We start from the raw sequence: 23,450 nt of genomic DNA on the forward strand, positions 1-23,450 counted from the left end.
GCCGGATGTCCGGCCTGTGATCCCGAGTGGGCGACCGCCGCCCGACTGTCAGGAAACGGCCCACATGGCGTTGAATTCGGCTCTCAGTTCCGCCTCGTCAGACGGGTCGGCGGCGAGAAAACCCGCTTCCACGGCCCGCACCCGCTCCAGCGAACGGCCGGAAAGAACGGGAACCTCCTTCACGACTTCAAGCATTTCACCCATCACGCCATTGCAATGCAAGACTATATCGCAGCCACCCGCAACAATATTCGCAGCACGCTCGCCCAGCGTGCCCTTCAGCGCATTCATGGAGCTGTCGTCGGACATCAGCAGACCGTCAAAGCCGATGCGGCCGCGAATGATCTCCTCGATCACCTTCTTCGACGTCGTCGCCGGCCGCTCGCGGTCGACGGCGTTGAAGACGAGGTGCGCGCTCATCGCCATCAATTCATGCTTCAGGGCCCGGAACGGCACGAAATCATGGGCGTCAAGCTCATCGAGCGGCACATCGACTACAGGCAGTTCGTGGTGCGAATCCACCATGCCACGACCGTGACCCGGCATATGCTTCATGATAGGCAGCATGCCACCCGCCTTCAGCCCGTCGGCCGCCGCCTGCCCCATCTCGGCGACCATGGTCGGCGTGTAACCGTAGGCACGGTTACCGATGACATTGCTGGCACCTTCCACCGGCACATCGAGCACTGGCAGGCAATCGACATTGATGCCGAATTTCGTGAGATCGAAAGCGTGCAGGCGCGACATCAGCCAGGCAGCGCGCAGACCGGCACTCCGGTCGCGTTCATAGATTTCCCCGAGAATGCGGGCATTCGGATAGGCTTGCAGGATCGGCGGCTTGATGCGCTGAACGCGTCCGCCTTCCTGATCGATCAGCACTGGCGCGTCCGGCCGCCCAACGGCATCGCGCATCGCGGCGACGAGATCGGTGATCTGCTGCTCCTCGCCGATATTGCGACCGAACAGGATGAAACCCCAGGGCTGCTCGTCGCGGTAAAGGGCGATCTCGTCGGCAGTCAGCGAAAGCCCGCTGCATCCGAGGATCATAGCTTTGCAATCAGTCATGGTGTCACGCTCTCGGGAAATAGAATGGGAAATGGCCTTATACCGCAAGGCGTCGGAGAGAGGTCGGCAACCCCTCCGCCGTCACGCTCGGGCCTGCCCCGAGCATCTGCAACCGATCGGCTGGCGAAACGTCGGCAGATCCTCGGCACAAGGCCGAGGATGCGTCGCGAGTGGGGAAAATCCATCCCCGCCCCGAAGGTTGCCTTAGACGGCAACCCCAATCTTACGAACCGTATTGGCCGTTATCACCGCGCGACGAGGCAGCTGCCACCGGCTGAGCGGAACTTTTCGCACAGCGCCACGGCTTCGTTCTTGTCGCCGGCCGGGATACGGACGCGGTAGAACGTGCCCTTGCCGGCAATTTCGGCGGCCTTGATGTCGACGCCGCGCCCACCGATGACCGAGCCGAACTTGGCGGACATGTTCTGGTAGGACTTCTGGGCTTCGGCCTGGCTCGGCAGCGAGGCGATCTGGATGTAATACCCACCCGCGGACGGCGTGCTGGTCGCAGCCGGTGTTGCCGCTGCCGTCTGCTGCTGTGCAGCCTGGGCAGGAGCAGTCGTCGCCGGGCGGACATTACCCTGGTTGGTCACCGTTGCCACCACATTGGCAGGCTGCGAGGACGGGCGTGCCGCCGGAAGCGGTGCTGCCGATTGCGTAGACGGCTTGGCGGCGGCAGGCGTGTTGGCCTGCGGCTGAGCCTGCTCCGGCGCCACCGGAACCCGCGAAGCGGCGATGACGGCGGGAGCGCCCTCACCCGGCTTGGCGGTCTGGGGTGCTGCAAGCTCCGCGACCTTGTCGGCCTTTGGCGGCTGGGCAGCCGGTGCATCGACTTCCTGCGCCACCAGCGTACCGTCAGGCTTGACGATCATGGTGCGGACCTTGCGCGGCGAAACGCCCGTCGCACCGGCACCTTCATTGTGGGCGGCCTTTTCTTCCGGCGAAAGCAGGCGCGGATCTTCGGTCTCACCAACCGGCGTGCCGGCTGCTTCCATATCCGCGTCGTTCTCGCCTTCCAGCGGCAATTGTTCGGGGATCAGCGTGCGCTGAACCACATCGACCGGCTTTTCGTTGCTGGAGATCAGCGCCGGCTGCTTCGGATCGGCAGCGGCGCCCCCGGCCACGCGGTCATAAACCGCCTTGTCCTGATTTGGCACGACGCGACCGCCCGGATTTTCCGGCACGACCTTCATCGGATCATTGTCAGCCGAGATGATGACCGGTGCGCCATTCGAGCCGGTGCTCGACGAACCACCTGACACCAGCGCATAAACGCCGCCGCCGATCAGCACCAAACCGATTGCAGCTGCCACCGGCATGATCCAGCGGCGACCACCGCGTTCATCCTCATCGCGATAGGCGGCCTGATGATCGACATAGGTTTCGGCATCGCGGGGCGCATTGCCACGGGAAGCGGCAGCCTCCTGCATGGAGCGGCGGAAATCCTCTTCCAGCGCCCGCTCGAACTCATCGGCTTCTTCCGGAGCCGGCGCAGGGCGCGCCTGGGCGGCACCGCGGTTTTCCGCATGTTTGTGACGGTCGAGACCACCGGCGACGGCAGGCGCAAACAACGTCGCAAGCTCGGTATCGATATCGAGGTCTTCCTCGTGACGGCGAGCGGCAGGCTTGGGCTCAAAAACCCCGACCGGCAGTTCCGGCACATCCATCTCTATGATGGTTTCCGGATGTTCTTCGGTCTCGCCGATCTGCGAAGGATCGAATGGCAGGCTTTCCAGCGTCTGCGGCACGGCCGGCTGCGCAGCAACAGGGCGCGGCTGAACCGGAGCGGCAACGACCGGCGCTGCGGCGATCGGAGCGGCCGCAACAACGGGCGCGGGGCGTGGCTGCGGCGCAGGCTCGTGCCTCACCGGCTGCGGCGCAACAGCGGCAATCGGCGTGGCAGGCTGCGGACGCACGGGTTGCGGCGCGGGTGCAACCTCAGCTTCGGCGATTTCCGACAGATCCAGATCAAGGTCGAGATCATCGAGCGCAAGCTCGAAATCATCATCATTGAAGCCGGCAAAATCCGTGAAATCCGGTTCCTCGATGGGCGACGCGGGCGCGGCGGCAGCAACCGGTGCTGCCTTCGCCGGCGCGGCGGCAACCGCAGGCGGCTCGACTTTCGCAGCCTGAGCCACGGGTTCGGTCTTGACGGGCTGTGCCTCACCGCGCTCGGGAATGGAATATTGCGCAACACCGTAAATCAGCTCATCCATCGGCGAGAGATTTTTCGCTGCCGGCCTCTCGGCAATTGCCGGCGCCAGCGGTTCTGCGGCAGGCGTGAACACCTCGGCGACCGGCTGGGCAAAGGATGGTGCGGTCTCTTCGGCGTGAACAACGGCAGGAGCGGGCTCGACCTGCGGCTCAATCCGCGACGCAGCGGGGTAAAGTTCGGATCGCGGCTCGACCCGTCGCGGATCGACGGCCGAAACATCACGGCGCGCGCCGAAATTGGCGAGCGGCAGCCTCAGGCTGGAAAATTCGAGCGAGGAACGGCCGCCATGCGACGGAGGACGAACCGAAACCGGCGCGGGCGCTGCTTCCGCAACGGCACTCTCCACCTCGTCAGCGAGATCGAAAGCGTGCGGCTCCGGTGCATAGGCGTGAGCATCGGCAGAAATATTGCTGGAAACATCGGCCGGGAGTTCCGGCATGGCATGCCATTCAGGCTGGGACGGCTCGATGGCCTGCGGCTCTTCCCATGCAAGCTGGGGGGCGACCTGCGGGGCGGCCTGCTGGTAGACAACCGGCTCGGCGGCGCGCGGCTGGCGCGAATGCACATCGAAAACTTCCGCCACCGCACCGGCGTCGTCACGGAAATCCGCGCGAATATCCTGCTGTCCGGATGTTTCGACGTAATTGTGGATATAGGCCTGATCGACCTCGGGAAGCGGCTCCTGCCTCACCTGCGGCGCGGGTTCGGCCATCGGCGCAAGCTCGGGCTCGCGACGGGCGAAAACCTCTTCGACGCGCTGCATGAAGTCGGTGGGGTGGATGCCGGCACGAACATCGTTCGCCGGATCAAGAACAACCGGATCGGCGTGCGGCGCATCGTAAACCTCGAATTCACGAAGCAGCTCGTCTTCGAGATTGAATTCGGGTTCGCGGCGAACGACCGGCGACGCAGCGCGTGGCTGGACCTCGGAACCCGCATGCGAAGGACGATCGTCAAAGCCGACGATACGCGCCAGTTCTGCCAGAGGATCGTTGTCAGCGAAGCCCTCGGACCGGGCGTCCCGGTTATACGCGACATTTTTTTCGACCATTACGTGTTCCACCATCTACGCATTGCAGCTCTTGCCAGCGTATTGTGAGCAAATAATGGTGATATGTTATCGCATTTCGTCAGGTGCGTCCGCTCCTAAAAGCGTAAGGCCGGACTTCAAAACATTCGCGACAGCATTCACCAGCCCGAGTCTGGCAATGCTCAATTCTCGGTTTTTATCGTTAATAAAACGTAATTCCTGCTGGTCTTTGCCTTTGTTCCAGTGTCCATGGAAGGAACCGGCGAGATCATAGAGGTAAAAAGCAAGCCTGTGCGGCTCGTGCGAAAGGGCCGCGGATTCGATCAGACGCGGATATTCGGCGAGCTTCGCAACCAGCTGCAACTCGTTGATATCGCTAATCAAAGCAACAGACGCCGCCATGTCTTCTGCAGACGGTGCAAGGCCCGGAAACGCCTCCTGCGCCTGGCGGAAGATCGACTTGCAGCGGGCATGCGCATATTGCACGTAAAAGACCGGATTATCCTTCGATTGTTCGGTCACTTTCGCGAAATCGAAGTCCAGCGGCTCGGAATTCTTCCGATAGAGCATCATGAATCGCACGGGATCGCGACCCACTTCGTCGACAACATCGCGCAGCGTGACGAAGTCGCCGGAGCGTTTCGACATCTTCACCGGCTCGCCATCACGGAACAGCTTGACGAGCTGGCAGAGCAGCACCGTCAGCTTCGACTTGCCTTCGGAGACGGCGCGCGCGACGGCTTCCAGCCGCTTGACGTAACCGCCATGGTCGGCGCCGAGCACATAGATCATCTCGGAAAAACCGCGATCGAACTTGTTCTTGAAATAGGCGACGTCGGCGGCGAAATAGGTGTAGGAACCATCCGACTTCATCAGCGCGCGATCCATGTCGTCGCCCACTTCCGTGGAGCGGAACAGCGTCTGCTCGCGGTCTTCCCAGTCGTCAGGCAATTCGCCCTTCGGCGGTGGCAGCGTGCCCTTGTAGACATGGCCCTTGAAGGTGAGATCGTTGATCGCCGAAAGGATCGGGCCGCCATTACCCTCATGCAGCGTGCGCTCCGAGAAGAACACGTCGTGCCGCACATTGAGCAGCGCCAGATCCTCGCGGATCATCACCATCATCGCGTCGATCGCCTTGTCCTTGACGATAGGCATCCACTTTTCTTCGGGCATGGCGCGCAGCTTGATGCCAAATTCATCCGCCAGCGCCTGGCCGACCGGAACGAGATAATCACCGGGGTAGAGACCGGACGGAATGGAGCCGATATCCTCGCCCAGCGCCTCGCGGTAACGCAGGAAGACGGAACGGGCCAGCACGTCGATCTGCGAGCCGGCATCGTTGATGTAATATTCCTTGGTGACGCCGTAACCTGCGAATGCAAGCAGGTTCGCCAGTGTGTCACCCACGACAGCACCACGGCAATGGCCGACATGCATCGGGCCGGTCGGGTTGGCGGAGACATATTCGACATTGATCTTCTGGCCGGCGCCGACGGTGGAGCGGCCGAAATCGACGCCCTGCCCGATCATGTCGGCCAACAGACGCTGCCAGTAACCGACGGAAACCTTGAGGTTGATGAAGCCGGGACCCGCGACATTGACGTCGTCGACATCGCCATCCGCCTGGAGTGCAGGCACGATGAGTTCGGCAAGCGCGCGCGGATTGGTGCCGAGCGGCTTCGCCAGCACCATGGCTGCATTGGTTGCGACATCGCCGTGGCTGAGATCGCGCGGAGATTCGACGGTAATTCGACTGAAATCGACCTTTTCGCGGTTCTCTTTCACGAGATCGAGGGTCTCGAGCGCGTTTTTGATCCTGGTATCGAAATCGGCAAAAATGTTCATCGTTCCAACCTGCGCGAAGGGCTTCTGTTTGTCTCGGTCGTCATAACCGGGTGGCTTCGCGATCGCCCGCTGCCCTATCGCAAATCGGGAGTGTGGTCAAACAGCCGCTGGTGGGCGCGCAGTGCATAACTGTCGGTCATGCCCGCCAGATAATCGCCCACATGCCGGGCCTTGGCGGCCACGCTCATGCCGGAAATGCTGTCCACCCAGTAGTGGCTCTGCATCTCTGCCGGCGTTTCCATATAACGGTGGAAAAGATCAGTGACGATCTGTGTAGCGCCGGCGCGGATGCGCATGATTTCCGGATGGCGGTAGATATGGCCGAACAGCAGCTTCTTGATCTGCCGGTCGGTTTCAGCCATCTCGGGCGAAAATGTCGCGACGGTGAAATCGGCGGCGCGGATATCGGCAGCACTCTGCGGCTTCAGCCGGGCGAGATTCTGCTGCGCGACACCAATCACGTCTTCCACCATATGGGTGATCTGCCGGCGCATGATTTCGTTGGCGAAACGCTCCTTGTCGAGCACGGGATATTTACCCCGCACCTCGGCCATCAGCCCACTCAGGAACGGCACTTCCTCCAGCATCTCGAAGGTGAGATAACCGGCGCGCAGACCATCATCTATATCGTGGGTATTATAAGCGATGTCGTCGGCAATCGCCGCCACCTGCGCCTCAAGGCTGGCATAACTGCCGATCTCGAGATCCTGCAACTCGCAATATTCGAGGATGGGCAGCGGAACCGGCCCCTTTATCCCCTCGCCATTGGCATTCACCAGCGGGCCATTGTGCTTGACGAGGCCTTCCAGCGTCTCCCAGGTCAGGTTGATACCGTCATATTCGGCATAACGGCGCTCCAGCTTGGTGACGATGCGCAGCGACTGGGCATTGTGGTCGAAGCCGCCATAGGGCAACAGCACCGCATCCAGCGCATCTTCCCCGGTATGACCAAATGGCGTGTGGCCGAAATCATGTACCAGCGCCACGCCTTCGGCCAGATCCTCGTCCAGCTTCAGCGCGCGGGCGAGCGCCCGGGCGATCTGCGCCACCTCGATGGTGTGGGTAAGCCGCGTGCGATAGTGGTCGCCGTCAGGGCTGATGAACACCTGCGTCTTGTGCTTCAGGCGGCGAAAGGCTGTCGTGTGGACGATGCGATCCCGGTCCCGCTGGAATTCCGAGCGGGTGAGGCTTCCGGCCTCGGGAAAAAGACGCCCGCGCGTCGTCCATGGATCCGAGGCGAACACCGCCCTCTCCCCACTTCCGAAACCCAATGCGCGCTGGTCTATGATCATGCATTCACCTGTCGTCTTCTCCGGCCGGGACTTCCTTTTGGGCTCGGCCATTGACCTTTTCATTCACCCTTCATACCTATCGCAGAGGTCAGCGCAAAGCATCATCGCCGCGTGGACCGCCTTCAACAGGCTATAGACCGTTAATTTGACCGGTTTATAATGGTGGCAACGAGATTATTGCTCTCCGGTTCTTGACCCCGGCAGGAGAAACGACATGGAAAACAGCGACATTACCCTTTCGGAAGCAGCGGCGAAGCGAATCGCGCAGATCGTCGCCGCCGATGCCGGCAAACAGGCGCTGCGCGTCTCCGTCGAAGGCGGCGGCTGCTCGGGCTTCTCCTACAAATTCGATCTGGCCGAAAACCCGGCCGATGACGACATCGTGATCGCCCGTGGCGACGCCAGGGTGCTGATCGACAGCATGTCGGTCATCTACATGGCCGGCTCCGAAATCGACTTCGTCGACAATCTTCTGGGCCAGTCTTTCCAGATCAAGAACCCGAATGCGGTGGCAAGCTGTGGCTGCGGCACGAGCTTTTCGATTTGACTAGGAATGACGCGCGGACCGTGCGTCAAACGCTTCCGGTATTAAGTCGCTCGCCATCCTTCCCCTCCCTCATCCCTGTGCTCGTCACAGGGATCCAGCCGACGCGCGTCTGCGCGGCGAGAGAGTCTTTTCCAGCCCAAGGACTTGGGCTGGCTGGATTCCTGTGACAAGCACAGGAATGAAGGAAGAGAGAACTCCGCCATTCTCATCTCTTTCCACCACATACGCACCACCACTTTCCAAAAACGGTGGCAATCGCATTTGCATCGGGTAAAAGTACCCCCACAAAAGGGAAACTCCGATGAAGATTGCCACCTGGAACATTAATGGCGTCAAGGCGCGTATCGAAAACCTCTGCCAGTGGCTGAAGGATTCCTCGCCTGACATCGTCTGCCTTCAGGAAATCAAGTCGGTCGACGAGGGTTTTCCCCGCCTTGAGATCGAGGCGCTCGGTTATCACATCGAAACCCACGGCCAGAAGGGCTTCAATGGCGTCGCCCTGCTCTCGAAGGTGAAGCCGGACGAGGTCAATCGTGGCCTGCCGGGCGATGATGCCGATGAGCAGGCCCGTTTCATCGAAGGCGTGTTTTCCGTGGAAGGCGGCGCGATCCGCGTCTGCTCGCTTTACCTGCCAAACGGCAATCCGCCTGACGATCCGGTCAAATATCCCTACAAGCTTGCCTGGATGGAGCGCCTGCGGCGCTTTGCGGAAGATCGCCTTGCAATGGAAGAGCCGCTGATCCTCGCCGGCGATTACAACGTCATCCCCGAGCCCTTCGATTGCCACGACCCACGCGTGTGGGAAGGCGACGCATTGTTCCTGCCGAAGACCCGGGCGGCCTTCCGCAAACTGGAAAATCTGGGCTTCACTGACGCCGCGCGTGCGACGACCGACGCGGCAGGACTTTATTCCTTCTGGGATTATCAGGCCGGCGCCTGGCCGAAAAACAACGGCATCCGCATCGATCATCTGATGCTGTCAGCGGAAGCAGCCGACAGGCTGCAATCGGTCGACATCGAAAAACATGTGCGAGCCTGGGAAAAACCGTCCGACCATGTGCCGGTCTGCGGTTATTTCGATTTCAGTCCGATCGGCTGAACCGTTTCTGTCGGGCGGCTGAAACCGTCCCGACCGGCATTCTCAATCCGGATCGTTGAACTGCATGTTCTGCGCCATGGCGATGGCGGCGCGGCGGTCGTTTTCACCGGCGAGAGAAAAGGCCTGCTCCTGCAGGTTCTGGATCCAGGTACAGTCGGCCACCGTGCACTTGTCGAGTGCCGCCGTCATGAAGGCCAGCCCCTGCGTCGTCTGGCCTTCCTGGAATATCAGGTTGCCGAAAATCGACATGGCGCCGGCATGGCCGTGCTTGCGGGCCTGGTTGAGCCACTTCTTGGCCTGCTGCACATCGGCGCGGCCACCCTCGCCCGCGAGGATCATCTCCGCCAGCCGGAACTGCGCTTCAGCCACGCCAAAGGTGGAGGCCACCTGAAAATAAAGCTGGCGGGCCTGTGAAAGGTCCATTTTCACGGGGCTGCCGGGAATGCCGTGACGGTAATAATCTGCAAGGGAAAGAAGGGCGTTGACGAAAAAGCCGGTATCTTCCGAACCCGGCTCCACACCCTGACTGGCGATTTCGCTGTAGATCTTGAAAGCTTCCAGATCGTTCTTGGCGACACCGTCGCCATAGGCATACATATTGGCAAGCGCCCAGCGCGAGCCGGTATGGCCCTTTTCCGCCGCATAACGATAGGCCTCGACGGCTTCGTCCTTGTTGCCGTTCTTGTAGGCCTTGAAGCCAAACTTGAACAGGTCGAAGGGGCCGGATTCCTTGGTCACGCCCGCATTGATGTCAAAAGCCAGCACTGGCATTGCGAGCGACGCAAGCAACATGCCCATAAGGAGCGGCTTTAAAACGTTGGCTTCACATTTCAGCATTTCGGCGAACTTCTCTCACTCTTCCCGGCATATAGCCAATACTTGCGGAATACTGCAAAGCCGAACCCCGCCGGGTCGCGATTTTTCGAACACACTGCGTCTTTCCGGCAGCACTTTTCAGCGCACCACCGGTGGTCTTTTGCGGCGATTGCCCTAATTTTCCAGTGAGACAGATATAGGCATAATTTCCGGCAACATAACGGCATTCCGTTATCTGCCGGTCAGCGCCAAACAAGAAAGCCGGGCGAAATTCCCGTATTACTTGCTTAAACGCTGAATCCAAACCCGTTTTCACTTTCTGCAACTCCGCAGGCCCACATCAAACGCCTGCATGTTCTTCCATTCCCGCGCTCTTAAACATAAGCCAAGCACTCTGTTTGTGGCGGGAAATGGACAAATATGCCCACATTCCAACGCGACCACACGCTTGCAGAAAAGTGTTGCCAAATCGTCACAAAACTTTCGGGCTGGAAATTTTTATCGAGCAGGAATCATAGTCGCGCATGAAAAAAGGCCCGGTTGGTAAACCGGACCTTTATTTTAGAACAAGCGAAAGGATGGGATCAGAACTTGACCTTCACACCGGTAGAGATCGCTGCCACGAGGTCGTTGCCGAAGGTGTAACCGGCCTCGTCACCGCAACGTGCACCAAGCGGGCCGCACGGGGCGCCACCGATGGACGAACTGCCCGAGGTCAGAAGGCCGAGTGCGCCGGCAATCTTGAACTCGAGGTTCTTGTTGGGCGAATAGACTAGCTGTGTGCCAACCATCCAGGTATCCGTCTGTGTCCCGATGACGGTCGATGTGCCGCGATCCCATGTCAGGCTGACGGCGCCGCTCCACTGCTCATTGAACTTGTGGCCGATACCGCCGGAAATGGTCCAGCCATCCCGATAGAAAAGGTCGAGCGTGTTGATTGCACTTTGCGTTCCCGCCACGCAGGTCGGCGAACCAACGGCGCAGAAGGGAATGGTCTGGATCTGGCTCCAGTCGGTCCACTTCACCGAGCCGAAGGCGAGCCAGCCGGGCGCAATACCAGACTGCACCTTCCACTCGATGCTGTCAGGCATGGAGACGTTACCGTAAACAGGCGTGACACGGCCGGAAATCTGATTTAGGCCAACCGGCAGGTTTGTCAGGGTGACGTTACCGGTCAGATCAACATCGACGGCGCTATTATACACAAGGCTCGTGCGGAAAGCGATTTCGGGAATCTCGTAAGCCAAACCGGCGCGCCAGCCCCAACCATCGCCTTCCATATCCAGCTTGCCAGTGCCATTGTAGATCGACGTCGGCACATTAATACTCGTCAAAAAGGTTGGCGACAGGACCTGACGATATTTGTAGCCACTGAGTTCCTGGTAGAAACCACCGCCAATGATCGAGAAGTCGCCCTTGCCGAGATCGAACTTGACGCGGCACGTCGTTGCGTAATTGTGCGATTTGACCTTTGTCTCGATATTGTAGCTCGAACCCTGCCATATACCCGGGTTAAGGTCCGCCCCCCAAGGCTGCGAATAATCGAACATGCAGTCGCCGAAGTCGCCAATGGCGGCCTTCGCGCCAACGCGTGTCGACCAGTAGTTTTCGGAATCATCAGCGGTGGTAGACCAGGATGCAGGTAACGGACCACCACTTTTAACCGGATTATCCCGCGCATTCTCCACCTTGCGCTGCGGTGCGACGAAGGTTGCAGAACTGTCGAGAACATAATCGGATGGATCGAACAGCAGGTCGATATTGTAGCCGCCACGCTCCAGGCCGCCGGCCAGTGAGGGCGTTACCGCCGCGATGCTGACTGCGAAACATACCGCGCCGCGAAAAATTGCAGTTTTTGCCATCTCTCTCCCCAATCAAGGCAATGTGATCATCAAAAGAGTGAAGTGGTTCGCGGCAAATGACAATCTGCCGCACACTGGCACAGTTCTGCGACACTTCTCCATTTTTTACGTAAGAATTTTATGGGTGTGCCCTTAAATAGTCATTTTAGGTTATTTTTCTAATCACTACGGGCGTATCCGTCATAAAACGAAACAAACGCCTACGGCTGACAGGAATTGTCGCCAAATAACCACAGTGGATAGTTTCCGGGAAAAACGGGCTTATCGGGCCGTTTTTATTGGTTTTTTTCGATCTTCGGCGATCATTTTCACCGCTTCACCCTTGAAATCGCCCTGCCGCACACCCAAAGCGATTCGACGTTGCAGCGCAACATTCCGGAACGGACAAAACATAAAAGCGCCCCGTTGGTACGGAGCGCTTTCGTTTATCCTGACCATGGATGATTGCGCGGATTAACCGGCTTCACTCACCCGCGTGAGAGCCGTTCTCAGACTTGCCAGCTGAACGTCCAGCTCCGCCTTGCGCTCGCGCTCGGCAGCCACGACTTCCGGATCGGCATTGGCCACGAACTTCTCGTTCGACAGCTTCTTGTCGATGCGTTCCATTTCCGCATCCACCTTGCCGATCGCCTTTTCGAGCCGAGCCTGTTCGGCTGCGAGATCGACAAGATTGCCGAGCGGCAGGCAGACCGTCGCCTCGCCGACGATGATCTGCGCGGAACCCTTCGGCGCAACATCACCGCCACGAATTTCATCCGCCCGCGCCAGGCGCCGGATGGCGGCGGCGTGGCGGTCGAGCCGCGCTTCGGTGGAGGTGTTGGCGCCAACGACGACCAGCGAGGCGGTGGCGCCCGGCGGCACGTTCATCTCGGCGCGCGCGGAGCGGATGCCGGAGACGAGATCGATCAGCCAGTTGATTTCGGCCGCCGCCGCATCGTCGCGGAATTCCGGCTCCGGCCAGTCGGTGAGGCAAAGCAGGTCATCCCGCTCTTCTCCCTCGCCGGCCGTATGCGCCCACAGCTCTTCGGTCATGAAGGGCATGAAGGGATGCAGGAGCTTGTAGATCTCCTCCAGAACATAGGCCGCGCAGGCCTGGGATTCCCGCTTCGCTTCTTCATCTTCGCCGCTGAAGACGGGCTTCAGCAGTTCCAGATACCAGTCGCAGAACTGGTTCCAGACGAAACGATAGAGGATGCCGGAGGCATCGTTGAAGCGGAAATTCTCAAGTGCTGCCGTCACATCGCGCGCCGTATTGGCAAGCTCGGTCAGAATCCAGCGGTTGATGGTCAGTGACGCGGTTTCGGCCAGGAAATGCGGATCGCGCTTCACACCGTTCATCTCGGCAAAACGCGTGGCGTTCCAGAGCTTGGTGCCGAAGTTGCGGTAACCGGCGATACGCGCCGGATCGAGCTTCACGTCGCGCCCCTGCGCCGCCATGATGGCGAGCGTGAAACGCAGCGCATCCGCACCATATTCGTCGATCAGCTCCAGCGGATCGATGACGTTGCCCTTGGACTTCGACATCTTCTGGCCGTTCTTGTCGCGAACCAGCGCATGGATATAGACCGTGCTGAAGGGTTCGACCGGATTGCCCGCATCGTCCTTCATGAAATGCAGGCCCATCTGCATCATCCGCACCACCCAGAACGGGATGATGTCGAAGCCGGTGACCAGCACATTGGTCGGATAATAACGCGCCAGTTCCGGCGTCTGCTCGGGCCAGCCGAGTGTCGAGAACGGCCAGAGCGCCGACGAGAACCAGGTGTCGAGCACGTCTTCGTCACGCGTCAGGATTTCGCCCGGCGCAAAGTTCTCAAGCTTCTCTTCAACCCAGGCCTTCCACGGGCCTTCATGGGCGATATAGTGCTGGATGGCCGCCTGCAGCGCCTCTTCCTCGGTCTTTTCAACGAAGACCTGCCCGTCCGGGCCGTACCATGCCGGAATCTGGTGTCCCCACCACAATTGCCGTGAGATGCACCAGGGCTGGATGTTTTCCATCCACTGGAAGTAAGTGTTTTCCCAGTTCTTCGGCACGAAATTGGTGCGGCCTTCGCGCACCGAGGCGATTGCCGGCTGCGCGAGCGTCTTGTTGTCCACCCACCACTGGTCGGTCAGGCGCGGCTCGATCGGCACGCCGCCGCGGTCGCCATGCGGGACCACATGCTTGTGCGGCTCGATCTTGTCGAGCAGACCGGCTTCCTCGAAGATTTCGACGATGATCTTGCGGGCGGTAAAGCGGTCCTGCCCCTCCAGACGATCCCAGGCGCCATGCAGGGCTGCGGGATGGCTGAGGCCCTCGAGGAAATCTTCGTTTTCCTTGATGGAGATCGTACCATCGATGTTCATGACGTTGATGGCGCGCAGGCCGCAACGCTTGCCGACTTCGAAATCGTTGAAGTCATGCGCAGGCGTGATCTTCACCGCGCCCGTACCGGCCGTCGGATCAGCATAATCATCGGCAACGATCGGGATCTTGCGGCCGACGATCGGCAGGATGACGTGCTTGCCGACGATGCCCTTGTAACGCTCGTCCTCCGGGTTCACCGCAACGCCGGTATCACCGAGCATGGTTTCCGGACGCGTGGTGGCGACGACGATGTAATCGCGCGTTTCGAACTCGGTGGGCGTGCCGTCGGCGTCAAACGCGACGGGGTATTCATAGGTCACGCCCTTTTCCAGCGGATAGCGGAAGTGCCAGAGGTTACCCTTGACCTCGATCTGTTCGACTTCCATGTCGGAAATCGCAGTCTGGAGCTTCGGGTCCCAGTTGACGAGGCGCTTGGCTTTGTAGATCAGGTTCTGCTTGTAAAGCGTGACGAAGACTTCGAGGACGGCCTCGGAGAGACCTTCATCCATGGTGAAGCGCTCACGCGACCAGTCGCAGGAGGCGCCGAGACGTTTCAGCTGGTTGAAGATCAGGCCGCCGGACTCGGCTTTCCATTCCCAGACCTTCTCCACGAAGGCCTCGCGGCCCATCTCACGGCGGCCCGGCAGCTGGTTCTCCATCAGCTTGCGCTCGACGACCATCTGCGTGGCGATGCCGGCATGGTCCATGCCCGGCTGCCAAAGCACGTCCTTGCCGCGCATGCGCTCGAAGCGGACCAATATATCCTGCAACGTGTTGTTGAGCGCGTGGCCCATATGCAGGGAGCCGGTCACATTCGGCGGCGGGATGACGATGGTGAAGGTTTCCGCGCCCGGCTTGGCGTTGGCGCCGGCACGAAAAGCGTTCGCCTCGTCCCAGGCTTTCGCGATCTTCGGTTCGACGGATGCGGAATCGTAGGTCTTTTCGAGCATTTCCTGGCCTGAATTTTAGAGTTCTTGTGTGGATTTTTTAAATAAGGATGGATGGGAGAGAGTCAACAGAAACCAGCCCGGGTGCCAACCATTGCGTGGACCCACGGGAGACTATGCCCCGATAACACCTTCATCTTCAACAAAAAAGCCGCTCCCATGCCGGAGCGGCTCCCGTTTCATCGCATCGGCAGCGATTACAGCCTGCGGACGGGCCGGCCTTAGCGGCGCGAGCCGCGCGCCACACGCTCGATTTCCTCGCGCACGAGGCGCTCCACCAGCGTCGGAAGATTGTCTTCCAGCCAGTCCTGCAGCATCGGGCGCAGCATATCGGCAGCCATATCCTCGATCGAACGCCGCTCGACGCCGTCGAAAACCTCCGCCAGCTCGCTGAAGGACCGGGCGATCTGCGCACCGGCGGCGGCGGAAAGGAGATTGAGCGACAGGCCATCCGCAATGTGCGCAGTTTCTTTCACGTCTGTCTCACCCGGCGCTTCCGGCTCCCGCAGATCGAAGATCGACTTTTCGGAGACAGGTTCGAGCGCGATGTCGAACCGTTCCGCCGTCACCGGCGTATCGATGGCACCGCGCAGCGAAAGCTGCTCGAAACGGCTCTCGGCCAAGGGCGCATTTTCGATGGCAGCAGCAGCGGCACGATCCTCGGCGGCGAAGGATGCCGGTTGCTCAACCGCGCTTGTGGCAGCCACGGCGGCCATCAGCGGGCGAACATCCGTTGGGCGTTGCGGCGCGGCGCGTTCAGGCGACGGCACTGCCGAAGGTTGCGAAACATTCGATACGGCGGAAGCCGGTGCAGCGGTCTCGGCCGCGCGCTGTTGCGCCTGTGCGGCGAAGGCCTGCGGCCCCATGGCGGCGTTGCGGTCTGCGGCGGCACGCACACGGGCAGCGACATCGGCAAGCGACATGGTCTTTTCGGCCTGGCTTTCCTGCCGTTCAACCAACGGCGCGTCAAATGCCGGTGAAAAATCATGCACCGGGCGCGCGGCATAGGCCTGGTTTGCGGCGGGGGGAACGCGGGCCGGCGGGCTCACAGGCTCCGCGGCGAAGGCAGCTTCGCCGGAAGCCTCGTCCTCATCGTCATAGACCGGCGGCAACTGCCCGGAAAACGCACCGGCAGGTCCAGGCTCGTTGCTTTCGATGATCCGGCGTATCGACGCCAGAATCTCTTCCATGGACGGTTCACGCGCGACACTTGGCTGAGCCATATCAATCCCCGGTTTCTACTCTTAAGCACGCTTGCCGCATCCCCTTTGGGATACCGGACATGGCGCTTTGCACCTGTTCAATTTATACATCGCGCCCATGACAACCAAAGCAGATCGCCGTGCCGATGCTCTGAAACAGTTGGGTCAAAACCGCCGGGCGTTTTTGCCGTCCCTGTTGCAGGGTCATGCGGGGCAGAAATACGCACACCCCGAATCACCCCTAGTCTAGGGCAGCATAGTCAGGAACTAAATCACTGATTCGACAAGTTTCGCGGTGATGCACAGCTTTGTGAAAACGGCAGGCGACGACACAATTTTCCGAGACACCGGCCACAAAAAAGCCGGGGTGAAAAATCCACCCCGGCCCTGCAAAAAACGATCGCGTAGGGATCAGAAAACGAACTCGGCCGCCTTGGCAAAACCCGGTACAGGCTTGACGGAGGCGTTGAAAAAGCTCGCAGCAGACGTGCTGTTGCCATCACGGCGATAGACAGTTGCCTTGGCAGCATTGCCATATCCGACAACGACGACAAGACGTCCGCCATCGCGCAACTGGTCGGTCAGCGCCGCCGGCACTTCCTCGACCGAACCGTTGATGAAAATCAGGTCATAGGGCGCTTCACCCGCATAACCCTTGGCAAGATCGCCGGTCACGACAGCGACATTGTCATAACCGAGCGAAGCGAGCGTCTCGGTCGCCTGTGCGGCCAGCGCTTCGTCGCTTTCAAGCGAAACCACCGAACCGGCAAGCTGGGACAGGATGGCAGCCGCGTAACCGGAGCCACCACCGACTTCCAGCACCACATCGTCCTTGGAGACGGCAGCCAGCTGCAAAAGCTTGGCCAGCGGCGATGCCTTCATGACATAACGGGCCGGGCGACCGTCAAGCGCCGAACAGATCTGCAGATCCTCGTCCGCATAGGCAATCTGCCGCACACCCGCCGGCACGAATGCCTCGCGCGGCACGCTCAAAAACGCCTTCAGCACGGAATGCGACGTCACGTCGGTCGTGCGCAACTGGCTGTCGACCATATTGGCGCGTGCGGTTTCGAAATCCATCATGTCCTTATCGCCTCAATTTCAAGGATAGAGGCTGGAAACCAGCCCGAAGTCGGAAGATGCAGCCGACCGTTAAAACAATCTCATAATTGCCAGAAGCCGCGCTTTCAAGCGCGCTCATTGGCTGCGCTCCCAAAAAGCACTGGAGGGTGATGCAAATTTCTCGCGATTGCCAGGAAATACGTCGTCAGGAGGCGGGAATATCCGGCATGATCCACCAGAAAAGCTGAACGAGATCGCTCCACAGCCGTGCCATATCCTCGATCATCTCGATCGTCGTCACATACGCATAGATCGCCAGAATGGTAACGACACCGAGAAGCAGCCATGGCCACAGCCTTCGCTTCTTGTTGCCCGCGCCGTCCCGCTGATCCTGATCCACGCTCTCCTCCTGCATTCTGGCCGAAAACGGCGCGCGTCCGCATCATCTACGGAGCGCACATATTATATAATGCCGATGGTGAGAGAAATTTGGAGGCCTCGCCCGGAATTGAACCGGGGTACAAGGATTTGCAGTCCTCTGCGTCACCACTCCGCCACGAGGCCTCACACGCTCTTTTATTCAAGCGATGGCGGGCATTTAGAACGAATCCATTTTGGGCGCAAGAGGCTTCGTTCTGAATGTGGTGTTTTTTCGAGCCGTAAGGGCGCAACGGATGAGCCAATCCCCTAAGCAATTAAGATTACGTTGTTTTTTGTATCTTCCTCATATTTCAGAAGAAACAATGCCCGCATAGCGCGCGTCTGCGGCAATGCGGGCATGACATATTCCCTTGGGGTTATCGATCAGATCCGCCCGAGAAGGACGAGGATCAGGACGATGACAAGAACCAGTCCGAGGCCGCCCGACGGGCCATAACCGTAATTATGATATCCCCAGCTCGGCAGCGCGCCGATCAGGAACAGGATGAGCAGGATGACAAGGATGGTGCCGAGCATGTATAACCCTCCGCTGTTGGCATGTGTCTGTCTGCTTCAATGATACAGCCTGAAAAAAGTTCCCATGGACTCTCCCTCGCCTCATCATGTCTCTCGGAGTGCTTCCCAGCGGTTTCAAAGGGTTAGGCCATAGCCGCACATGGACTGGCGGATCCCGCCGCCACCGCCTGCCCCATAAGGTAATTTGCCGGATAAGAATCTTCGGCGTCCGATGGCCTAGTCCTCGCAGATTTCGCTGCACGCACCCCGACCGGCCGGAACGGTCATGGCAGCGAATTATTCGAGGTGATTTCTCGGCCTATGTCGATTGGCCGTTGTCCGTCATAGTAAAAACAGTCCCCCGTACCCTGAAACCGGCGGGAGACGGAGAGATCTGGCATTACTGGCAGTGCGCCGGATCTCTCCCGCCCCTCCCAAATCCTCTGACCCCTCCTAAACCCACTGAGCAGTCACACGGATATTTTACCGATGGTGATATGCGCTCCCCTTGCCTTGCCGGTTTCACTCCGGCTAGACCCCGGACCAGGAGGAAGAAACGAGAATCATATGTCCGGTTTTGCGAACCTCATCCCGCTTTTCATCTTCGCCTTCCTCGTCTACGTTTTCTTCCGCTGGGTCGCGCGCGACATTCAGAATCCGAAAGGCAAATAGGCGGGACGAATTGTTCCCTATTTTCTTGCCCGCGAGGAACCGCTGCGCCTCCATTTCGTTTTTAAAGACGCACTTCGGAGGACAGGATGAAAACGCTCCTATCATCGGCCGCTATCACGCTTTCACTGGCACTTTCTGGATGCACGACCGCCGGACCGGGCAACTATTCCGGACCTGCGCCCTATGTCGAACCCATCCCCGGCAGCATCATCTATAGGAGCCAGCCGCGCACCAAGCTGACGAAATCGCCGATCGGCAGCACCTTCACCCATGATTTCCGCATCGATGGCAGCACCAGGGCGGTGGAGACCTATCGCATCGCGCCTGACCGTTCGCTGGAACTCATCGACCGGCGCATCATTCGCGAATGGCTGTTCGGGCGCGACGACTGACCGCACCGCAACGGCGAGAAACGGGCCGGGAGCGGGATTGCGCATCCTGGCCGCTTCGTTTAGAGCCGGGCGCAACAACCAATATGGATAGGCGATGAACACGCGCTGGCAAAAACCCGTCCTGATCGCGTTTGAAACGCCGGGCGACTACACAAGCATCGAGACCACGCAGGCGGCATCCTGGGCCTTGATCGAGGATTGGCCGATAGAAGACGGCGATGCACTGGACAAGGCGCTGCTGGTCTGCGCAGCCGTCGATGCCGGCAAAAAAAAGCCGGAGGATGCGCGCAAGGCCTTCATCGCCGCCGCAATCGAGGCCGGTCTCGACATCAAGGCCTGACGGCATCGGGTCATTTGGCCGGGAAGTGCGCCATGCGGCGCGAAAACGTCAAGACAAAGGGTTCGAAGGGTAAAAACAGATGGAAGCTTCCGCAAACATGAAAAAAGCCCTGTTCATTTTCCTCCTCTCCTGCCTCGCCATCGGCCTTCTCGGCCACCTCGTGGTCGCCTTCGTCGTTACCGGCTGAAGCGCCAATATCCCCTCGGTCCGAGAACTGAGAGGCACGCGCTAAAATTTCCTGAATTTTACGTTTCTGTTATGGAACCGCGATAGGCTCTGTCCGTTCTCTTTTCGCTCACCATAAGGAGGATTGAAATGCGTGACGGATTGAACGGTTTTCTCGAAATTTCGATGCTCGGCTTCGTGATCGCAAGCTGCTTTTTCATGGTCAACCCGCCGATCTGACCAGCCTTAAAAATCCATAAGTTCCACAGGCCCGGCGTCTCAAATGCCGGCGCAAAGAAAATGCGGCCTTCTGGGCCGCATTTCTTTTTCAATCAAACCTGGCTCAAGCGGAAAGCTTGGCGGCCAGCTTGGCGACATGCGCGCCCTGATAACGAGCGGCGTCCAGCTCGATTGCGGAAGGCTGACGCGAGCCGTCGCCATCGGTGATGGTGGAAGCGCCATAGGGCGAACCGCCCTTGATTTCATCGACACCCATCTGGCCCTGGAAGGCATAGGGCAGACCGACGACGGCCATGCCATGGTGCAGGAAGGTGGGAATGAAACCGAGAATGGTCGATTCCTGACCGCCGTGCTGCGTGGCGGACGAGGTAAAGGCCGAGCCGACCTTGCCCACCAGCTTGCCGCTGAACCACAGGCCGCCGGTCTGGTCCCAGAAATTGCGCATCTGCGAGGCGACCGTGCCGAAACGCGTGCCGGCGCCGACGATGATGGCATCGTATTCGGCCAGTTCGTCCACCGTCGCCACCGGTGCCGGCTGATCCATCTTGAAGTGCGAGGACTTGGCGACCTCTTCCGGGACCAGTTCGGGAACGCGCTTGACCACGGCTTCCGCGCCGGTGGACTTCACGCCTTCGGCAACCGCATAGGCCATTGTCTCGATATGGCCGTAAGAGGAGTAATAAAGTACCAGAACCTTCGTCATTCTCTTCGTTTCCTTTGCTGGAACTGTTTCCGGCGTACCGGCCAGAAGCTTCTTCAAAAACTCGATGATCATCGGTGTTGACCCGTCAACTCAATTTGAAGGCAGGGTAGCTGACAGACCCCGATACCGCCAGCGGGGATTGGCATACGCACTGTTCACCATGAGTGAACGGAAAACCGGAACGTCAACCATTTACAAAAAGACATTTTGCCAAAACCGCTTTGCATTCCCCGGGCGCAGGGCTAACGTCTGACAAAACAGATGACGAGTGCACCCATGTCCAATCCCTCCTCCACCTCCTCCGTCGTGACTGCTGCCATGCTCGCCATCGGCGACGAACTGCTGTCCGGCCGCACCAAGGACAAGAATATCGGCCACCTCGCGGATGTGCTCACCATGTCCGGCATTGACCTCAAGGAAGTCCGCATCGTCGCCGACGAGGAGGAATCGATTGTCGAGGCGCTGAACGCGCTGCGCAGCCGTTATGATTATGTCTTTACCTCGGGCGGCATCGGCCCGACCCATGACGACATCACCGCGGACGCGATCTCTGCGGCATTCGGCCTGCCCTGCGAACACGATGCCGAGGCGCTGCGCCTCCTGGGCGACATGTATCGCGTCCGTGAGATGGAGTTCACCGAGGCTCGCAAGCGCATGGCGCGTATGCCGAAAGGTGCTGCTCATATCACCAACCCCGTTTCCGTCGCTCCCGGCTTCGTCATCGGCAATGTCTATGTAATGGCCGGCGTGCCGCAGGTTTTTCAGGCGATGCTCGACAATGTCATGCCGACCCTGCGCACCGGCGCAAAGGTCATGTCGCAGGCTGTGCGCTCGCCCTATGGCGAAGGCGATATCGGCACGCCGCTGACCGCCATCCAGAAGGCGCATCCCGAAACCAGCATCGGCTCCTATCCGAAATATGACGGGCAGCGCTTCTCGACAGAGATCGTCGTGCGCGCCCGCGACGCCGGCCTGCTGAAGGCGGCAACCGAGGCGGTTGCGGCGATGATTGAAGCGATAGGCCAGGAGAAGCAGCTGGCCGCAAGCAAGGGCGATGCAACCGCCTGAGAGGCGCGGAGTTGACCAAAATCAAGGTGGCCATCGGCAAAGACGGCCATTCTCCCCACAGCAACAGATGTCACCGAGGAGAAAGAAATGGGTTACAAAACGATACTGGCAGTGGTCGACAATGTTTCGAACACGCAGAAGCTCGGCGAATTCGTGGTGAGCCTTGCCGATCAGTTTTCCTCGCATGTGATCGGCCTGCATATGGAAACGCTTGCCGCCGTCCCGCTTGTCGCGCCGATGGAAATTCCCGATCCCGCCACCGTGCAGGCGCTGCAGGACGTGGCGCACAAGGAAACTACCGACGTCGGCACGCTTTTCGAGCGCACGCTCTCGACCAACGGCATCTCGCACGAATGGCGCAGCTTCGTCACGTCGGTCGGTTACGCCTCCGCCTCCACCATTGACAGCGCCCGCTGCGCCGACCTCATCGTCGCGCGCCAGAGCAGCTCGTCGGCGCTTTCCGACAGCCGCTCGGATATTGACGGTTTTCTTTATGAAAGCGGCCGCCCCGTTCTCCTCGTGCCGCATGTGCTGACCGTCGCCAAACCGATCAAGCGCGTCCTGATCGCCTGGAACGGCTCCCGCGAGGCGACCCGCGCCACCTTCGACGCCCTGCCCTTCCTGAAGGCGGCCGACAGCGTCGAGATTTTCTCCGTCGACCAGTCCGAAAGCGAAACGCAGTCTGCGGGCCTTGCCGGTGCGGAACTCGCCGCCACGCTTGCCCGCCACGGCGTGAACGTCACGGTCACCTCACAGGAAAAGATCGCCGGGCTTTCGCCGCAGGCCGCCATCGAGAACCGCCTGTCCGACAACAGCATCGACCTTCTGGTCATGGGTGCCTATGGCCATTCCCGCTGGTGGGAACTGCTGTTCGGCGGCGTGACGCGCACGCTGCTCGATTCCATGACGGCGATGACGTTGCTGTCGCGTTAAAAACGGATGCGGCGCAAACAGCGCCGCAATCTCCCACTCTCGCCTTTACGCGGAACGCTTGCCTTTTTGCCGGTCTTGCGGCTATTAGCCAAAGCCATCGACAATTTTGACCAGATGGTAGACGACATGTCCCTTCCCGATAAAGCCTTTCCCGTCTCCTGGGACCAGTTCCACCGTGATGTCCGTGCGCTTGCCTGGCGTCTTGCCGGTCTCGACAAGGAGTTCCGGGCGATCGTCTGTATTACCCGCGGCGGCCTCGTTCCGGCGGCGATTATTTCCCGCGAACTGAACATCCGCATGATCGACACGGTCTGCATCGCCACGCGTCATGACTATGTCAACCAGGGCGACACGGTTCTCCTGAAGGGCGTGGCCCCGGAACTGATGACCGACGCCGGTGAAGGCGTGCTTGTCGTCGACGATCTGACCGATACCGGCAAGACGGCGCTGGAAGTGCGCGAAATGTTGCCGAAGGCGCATTTCGCCTGTGTTTACGCCAAGCCGAAGGGCGTGCCGACCATTGACACGTTTGTCACTGAAGTCAGCCAGGACACCTGGATTTATTTTCCCTGGGACATGGGCTTCACCTATCAGGAGCCGATCGCCAAGGGATCGCGCGGCTGATTGCCTTTCTCCGCTGAAATCAGCTCTTAAAGGCCGCCCCTCGAGGGC

The 23,450-nt window shown here is 59.8% G+C and carries 20 protein-coding genes and 1 tRNA gene; 7 read left to right on the forward strand and 14 right to left on the reverse strand.

Annotated elements, in window-relative coordinates; translation table 11 throughout:
* Positions 1–48 precede the first annotated feature (48 nt).
* The 4 genes from nagZ to GSF67_RS07335 all read right to left on the reverse strand — a co-directional run bounded on the left by nagZ (position 49) and on the right by GSF67_RS07335 (position 7,447).
* On the reverse strand, positions 49–1,065 hold the full coding sequence (nagZ, locus tag GSF67_RS07320) for a beta-N-acetylhexosaminidase (protein WP_035215907.1): 1,017 nt from the start codon (positions 1,063–1,065) through the stop codon (positions 49–51).
* A 245-nt stretch (positions 1,066–1,310) separates the two neighbouring features.
* Positions 1,311–4,331, reverse strand: a complete 3,021-nt coding sequence (locus GSF67_RS07325; RefSeq protein ID WP_006314383.1) for an SPOR domain-containing protein — start codon at positions 4,329–4,331, stop codon at positions 1,311–1,313.
* Between the two features lie 66 nt (positions 4,332–4,397).
* Positions 4,398–6,155 (reverse strand): arginine--tRNA ligase, encoded by a 1,758-nt coding sequence (gene argS, locus GSF67_RS07330; protein WP_006314382.1) that lies wholly within the window; start codon positions 6,153–6,155, stop codon positions 4,398–4,400.
* Positions 6,156–6,229: 74 nt separating this feature from the next.
* On the reverse strand, positions 6,230–7,447 hold the full coding sequence (locus GSF67_RS07335; protein WP_035216018.1) for a deoxyguanosinetriphosphate triphosphohydrolase: 1,218 nt from the start codon (positions 7,445–7,447) through the stop codon (positions 6,230–6,232).
* Positions 7,448–7,661: 214 nt separating this feature from the next.
* Between GSF67_RS07335 and erpA the strand changes: the two genes are divergently transcribed.
* Together erpA and xth are read left to right on the forward strand one after the other, a co-directional pair.
* A complete protein-coding gene (gene erpA / locus GSF67_RS07340; protein ID WP_006314379.1) occupies positions 7,662–7,994 on the forward strand; it encodes an iron-sulfur cluster insertion protein ErpA in 333 nt (110 codons plus the stop codon).
* Positions 7,995–8,295: 301 nt separating this feature from the next.
* On the forward strand, positions 8,296–9,093 hold the full coding sequence (gene xth / locus GSF67_RS07345) for an exodeoxyribonuclease III (RefSeq protein WP_006314378.1): 798 nt from the start codon (positions 8,296–8,298) through the stop codon (positions 9,091–9,093).
* Positions 9,094–9,135: 42 nt separating this feature from the next.
* On the opposite strand, the gene exoR is transcribed toward xth, so the two are convergent.
* The 9 genes from exoR to GSF67_RS07390 all read right to left on the reverse strand — a co-directional run bounded on the left by exoR (position 9,136) and on the right by GSF67_RS07390 (position 18,286).
* Positions 9,136–9,930, reverse strand: a complete 795-nt coding sequence (gene exoR, locus GSF67_RS07350; RefSeq protein WP_006314377.1) for an exopolysaccharide production regulator ExoR — start codon at positions 9,928–9,930, stop codon at positions 9,136–9,138.
* The gene (locus tag GSF67_RS07355) at positions 9,917–10,225 is read right to left on the reverse strand and encodes a hypothetical protein (RefSeq protein ID WP_236762267.1); all 309 of its coding nucleotides are present in this window, start codon (positions 10,223–10,225) and stop codon (positions 9,917–9,919) included. Before GSF67_RS07355 ends, exoR begins: the two co-directional genes overlap by 14 nt.
* 268 nt (positions 10,226–10,493) lie before the next feature.
* Positions 10,494–11,771, reverse strand: a complete 1,278-nt coding sequence (locus GSF67_RS07360; protein ID WP_006314375.1) for an outer membrane protein transport protein — start codon at positions 11,769–11,771, stop codon at positions 10,494–10,496.
* Between the two features lie 453 nt (positions 11,772–12,224).
* Positions 12,225–15,068, reverse strand: coding sequence for a valine--tRNA ligase (locus GSF67_RS07365; RefSeq protein ID WP_006314374.1), 2,844 nt, complete (start codon positions 15,066–15,068; stop codon positions 12,225–12,227).
* 218 nt (positions 15,069–15,286) lie between these two features.
* Complete coding sequence (gene popZ / locus GSF67_RS07370) at positions 15,287–16,288, reverse strand: cell division protein PopZ (protein WP_035215904.1); 1,002 nt, start codon at positions 16,286–16,288, stop codon at positions 15,287–15,289.
* 390 nt (positions 16,289–16,678) lie between these two features.
* Complete coding sequence (locus tag GSF67_RS07375) at positions 16,679–17,350, reverse strand: protein-L-isoaspartate O-methyltransferase (RefSeq protein WP_176072013.1); 672 nt, start codon at positions 17,348–17,350, stop codon at positions 16,679–16,681.
* A gap of 184 nt (positions 17,351–17,534) precedes the next feature.
* A complete protein-coding gene (locus GSF67_RS07380) occupies positions 17,535–17,744 on the reverse strand; it encodes a hypothetical protein (RefSeq protein ID WP_006314371.1) in 210 nt (69 codons plus the stop codon).
* A 75-nt stretch (positions 17,745–17,819) separates the two neighbouring features.
* Positions 17,820–17,893, reverse strand: a tRNA-Cys gene (locus GSF67_RS07385).
* A 240-nt stretch (positions 17,894–18,133) separates the two neighbouring features.
* The gene (locus GSF67_RS07390; protein ID WP_003495626.1) at positions 18,134–18,286 is read right to left on the reverse strand and encodes a DUF3309 family protein; all 153 of its coding nucleotides are present in this window, start codon (positions 18,284–18,286) and stop codon (positions 18,134–18,136) included.
* A gap of 737 nt (positions 18,287–19,023) precedes the next feature.
* Here GSF67_RS07390 and GSF67_RS07395 point away from each other — a divergent pair.
* Both GSF67_RS07395 and GSF67_RS07400 read left to right on the forward strand, forming a co-directional pair.
* The gene (locus GSF67_RS07395) at positions 19,024–19,329 is read left to right on the forward strand and encodes a hypothetical protein (RefSeq protein WP_006314369.1); all 306 of its coding nucleotides are present in this window, start codon (positions 19,024–19,026) and stop codon (positions 19,327–19,329) included.
* A 94-nt stretch (positions 19,330–19,423) separates the two neighbouring features.
* A complete protein-coding gene (locus GSF67_RS07400) occupies positions 19,424–19,669 on the forward strand; it encodes a DUF982 domain-containing protein (RefSeq protein ID WP_003495620.1) in 246 nt (81 codons plus the stop codon).
* A gap of 508 nt (positions 19,670–20,177) precedes the next feature.
* Here the strand turns inward: GSF67_RS07400 and wrbA are convergent.
* On the reverse strand, positions 20,178–20,777 hold the full coding sequence (wrbA, locus tag GSF67_RS07405; RefSeq protein WP_035216015.1) for an NAD(P)H:quinone oxidoreductase type IV: 600 nt from the start codon (positions 20,775–20,777) through the stop codon (positions 20,178–20,180).
* A gap of 276 nt (positions 20,778–21,053) precedes the next feature.
* Here wrbA and GSF67_RS07410 point away from each other — a divergent pair, with 276 nt between their 5' ends.
* From GSF67_RS07410 to gpt, 3 genes are all read left to right on the forward strand, one after another.
* Positions 21,054–21,845: a competence/damage-inducible protein A gene (locus GSF67_RS07410; protein WP_176072014.1), complete on the forward strand. Its 792-nt coding sequence runs from the start codon at positions 21,054–21,056 to the stop codon at positions 21,843–21,845.
* 87 nt (positions 21,846–21,932) lie between these two features.
* A complete protein-coding gene (locus tag GSF67_RS07415; RefSeq protein WP_176072015.1) occupies positions 21,933–22,778 on the forward strand; it encodes a universal stress protein in 846 nt (281 codons plus the stop codon).
* A 126-nt stretch (positions 22,779–22,904) separates the two neighbouring features.
* Entirely contained in the window at positions 22,905–23,402 is a 498-nt protein-coding gene (gene gpt, locus GSF67_RS07420) for a xanthine phosphoribosyltransferase (RefSeq protein WP_176072016.1), read from the forward strand.
* The last annotated feature ends 48 nt before the right edge of the window (positions 23,403–23,450 follow it).

Origin of the sequence: Agrobacterium sp. CGMCC 11546 (genome assembly GCF_013365515.1) — a bacterium.
GTDB lineage: Bacteria > Pseudomonadota > Alphaproteobacteria > Rhizobiales > Rhizobiaceae > Agrobacterium > Agrobacterium fabrum.

What these genes read in the sequence shown, in the direction of transcription:
- GSF67_RS07335 (WP_035216018.1), bottom strand. Translation starts at nt 7,447, where the DNA reads ATGATCATAGACCAGCGCGCATTGGGTTTCGGAAGTGGGGAGAGGGCG.
- xth (WP_006314378.1), top strand. Translation starts at nt 8,296, where the DNA reads ATGAAGATTGCCACCTGGAACATTAATGGCGTCAAGGCGCGTATCGAA.
- wrbA (WP_035216015.1), bottom strand. Translation starts at nt 20,777, where the DNA reads ATGACGAAGGTTCTGGTACTTTATTACTCCTCTTACGGCCATATCGAG.
- nagZ (WP_035215907.1), bottom strand. Translation starts at nt 1,065, where the DNA reads ATGACTGATTGCAAAGCTATGATCCTCGGATGCAGCGGGCTTTCGCTG.
- GSF67_RS07400 (WP_003495620.1), top strand. Translation starts at nt 19,424, where the DNA reads ATGAACACGCGCTGGCAAAAACCCGTCCTGATCGCGTTTGAAACGCCG.
- GSF67_RS07375 (WP_176072013.1), bottom strand. Translation starts at nt 17,350, where the DNA reads ATGATGGATTTCGAAACCGCACGCGCCAATATGGTCGACAGCCAGTTG.
- GSF67_RS07390 (WP_003495626.1), bottom strand. Translation starts at nt 18,286, where the DNA reads ATGCTCGGCACCATCCTTGTCATCCTGCTCATCCTGTTCCTGATCGGC.
- gpt (WP_176072016.1), top strand. Translation starts at nt 22,905, where the DNA reads ATGTCCCTTCCCGATAAAGCCTTTCCCGTCTCCTGGGACCAGTTCCAC.
- GSF67_RS07410 (WP_176072014.1), top strand. Translation starts at nt 21,054, where the DNA reads ATGTCCAATCCCTCCTCCACCTCCTCCGTCGTGACTGCTGCCATGCTC.
- GSF67_RS07380 (WP_006314371.1), bottom strand. Translation starts at nt 17,744, where the DNA reads ATGCAGGAGGAGAGCGTGGATCAGGATCAGCGGGACGGCGCGGGCAAC.
- GSF67_RS07325 (WP_006314383.1), bottom strand. Translation starts at nt 4,331, where the DNA reads ATGGTCGAAAAAAATGTCGCGTATAACCGGGACGCCCGGTCCGAGGGC.
- GSF67_RS07360 (WP_006314375.1), bottom strand. Translation starts at nt 11,771, where the DNA reads ATGGCAAAAACTGCAATTTTTCGCGGCGCGGTATGTTTCGCAGTCAGC.
- exoR (WP_006314377.1), bottom strand. Translation starts at nt 9,930, where the DNA reads ATGCTGAAATGTGAAGCCAACGTTTTAAAGCCGCTCCTTATGGGCATG.
- erpA (WP_006314379.1), top strand. Translation starts at nt 7,662, where the DNA reads ATGGAAAACAGCGACATTACCCTTTCGGAAGCAGCGGCGAAGCGAATC.
- popZ (WP_035215904.1), bottom strand. Translation starts at nt 16,288, where the DNA reads ATGGCTCAGCCAAGTGTCGCGCGTGAACCGTCCATGGAAGAGATTCTG.
- GSF67_RS07365 (WP_006314374.1), bottom strand. Translation starts at nt 15,068, where the DNA reads ATGCTCGAAAAGACCTACGATTCCGCATCCGTCGAACCGAAGATCGCG.
- argS (WP_006314382.1), bottom strand. Translation starts at nt 6,155, where the DNA reads ATGAACATTTTTGCCGATTTCGATACCAGGATCAAAAACGCGCTCGAG.
- GSF67_RS07415 (WP_176072015.1), top strand. Translation starts at nt 21,933, where the DNA reads ATGGGTTACAAAACGATACTGGCAGTGGTCGACAATGTTTCGAACACG.
- GSF67_RS07395 (WP_006314369.1), top strand. Translation starts at nt 19,024, where the DNA reads ATGAAAACGCTCCTATCATCGGCCGCTATCACGCTTTCACTGGCACTT.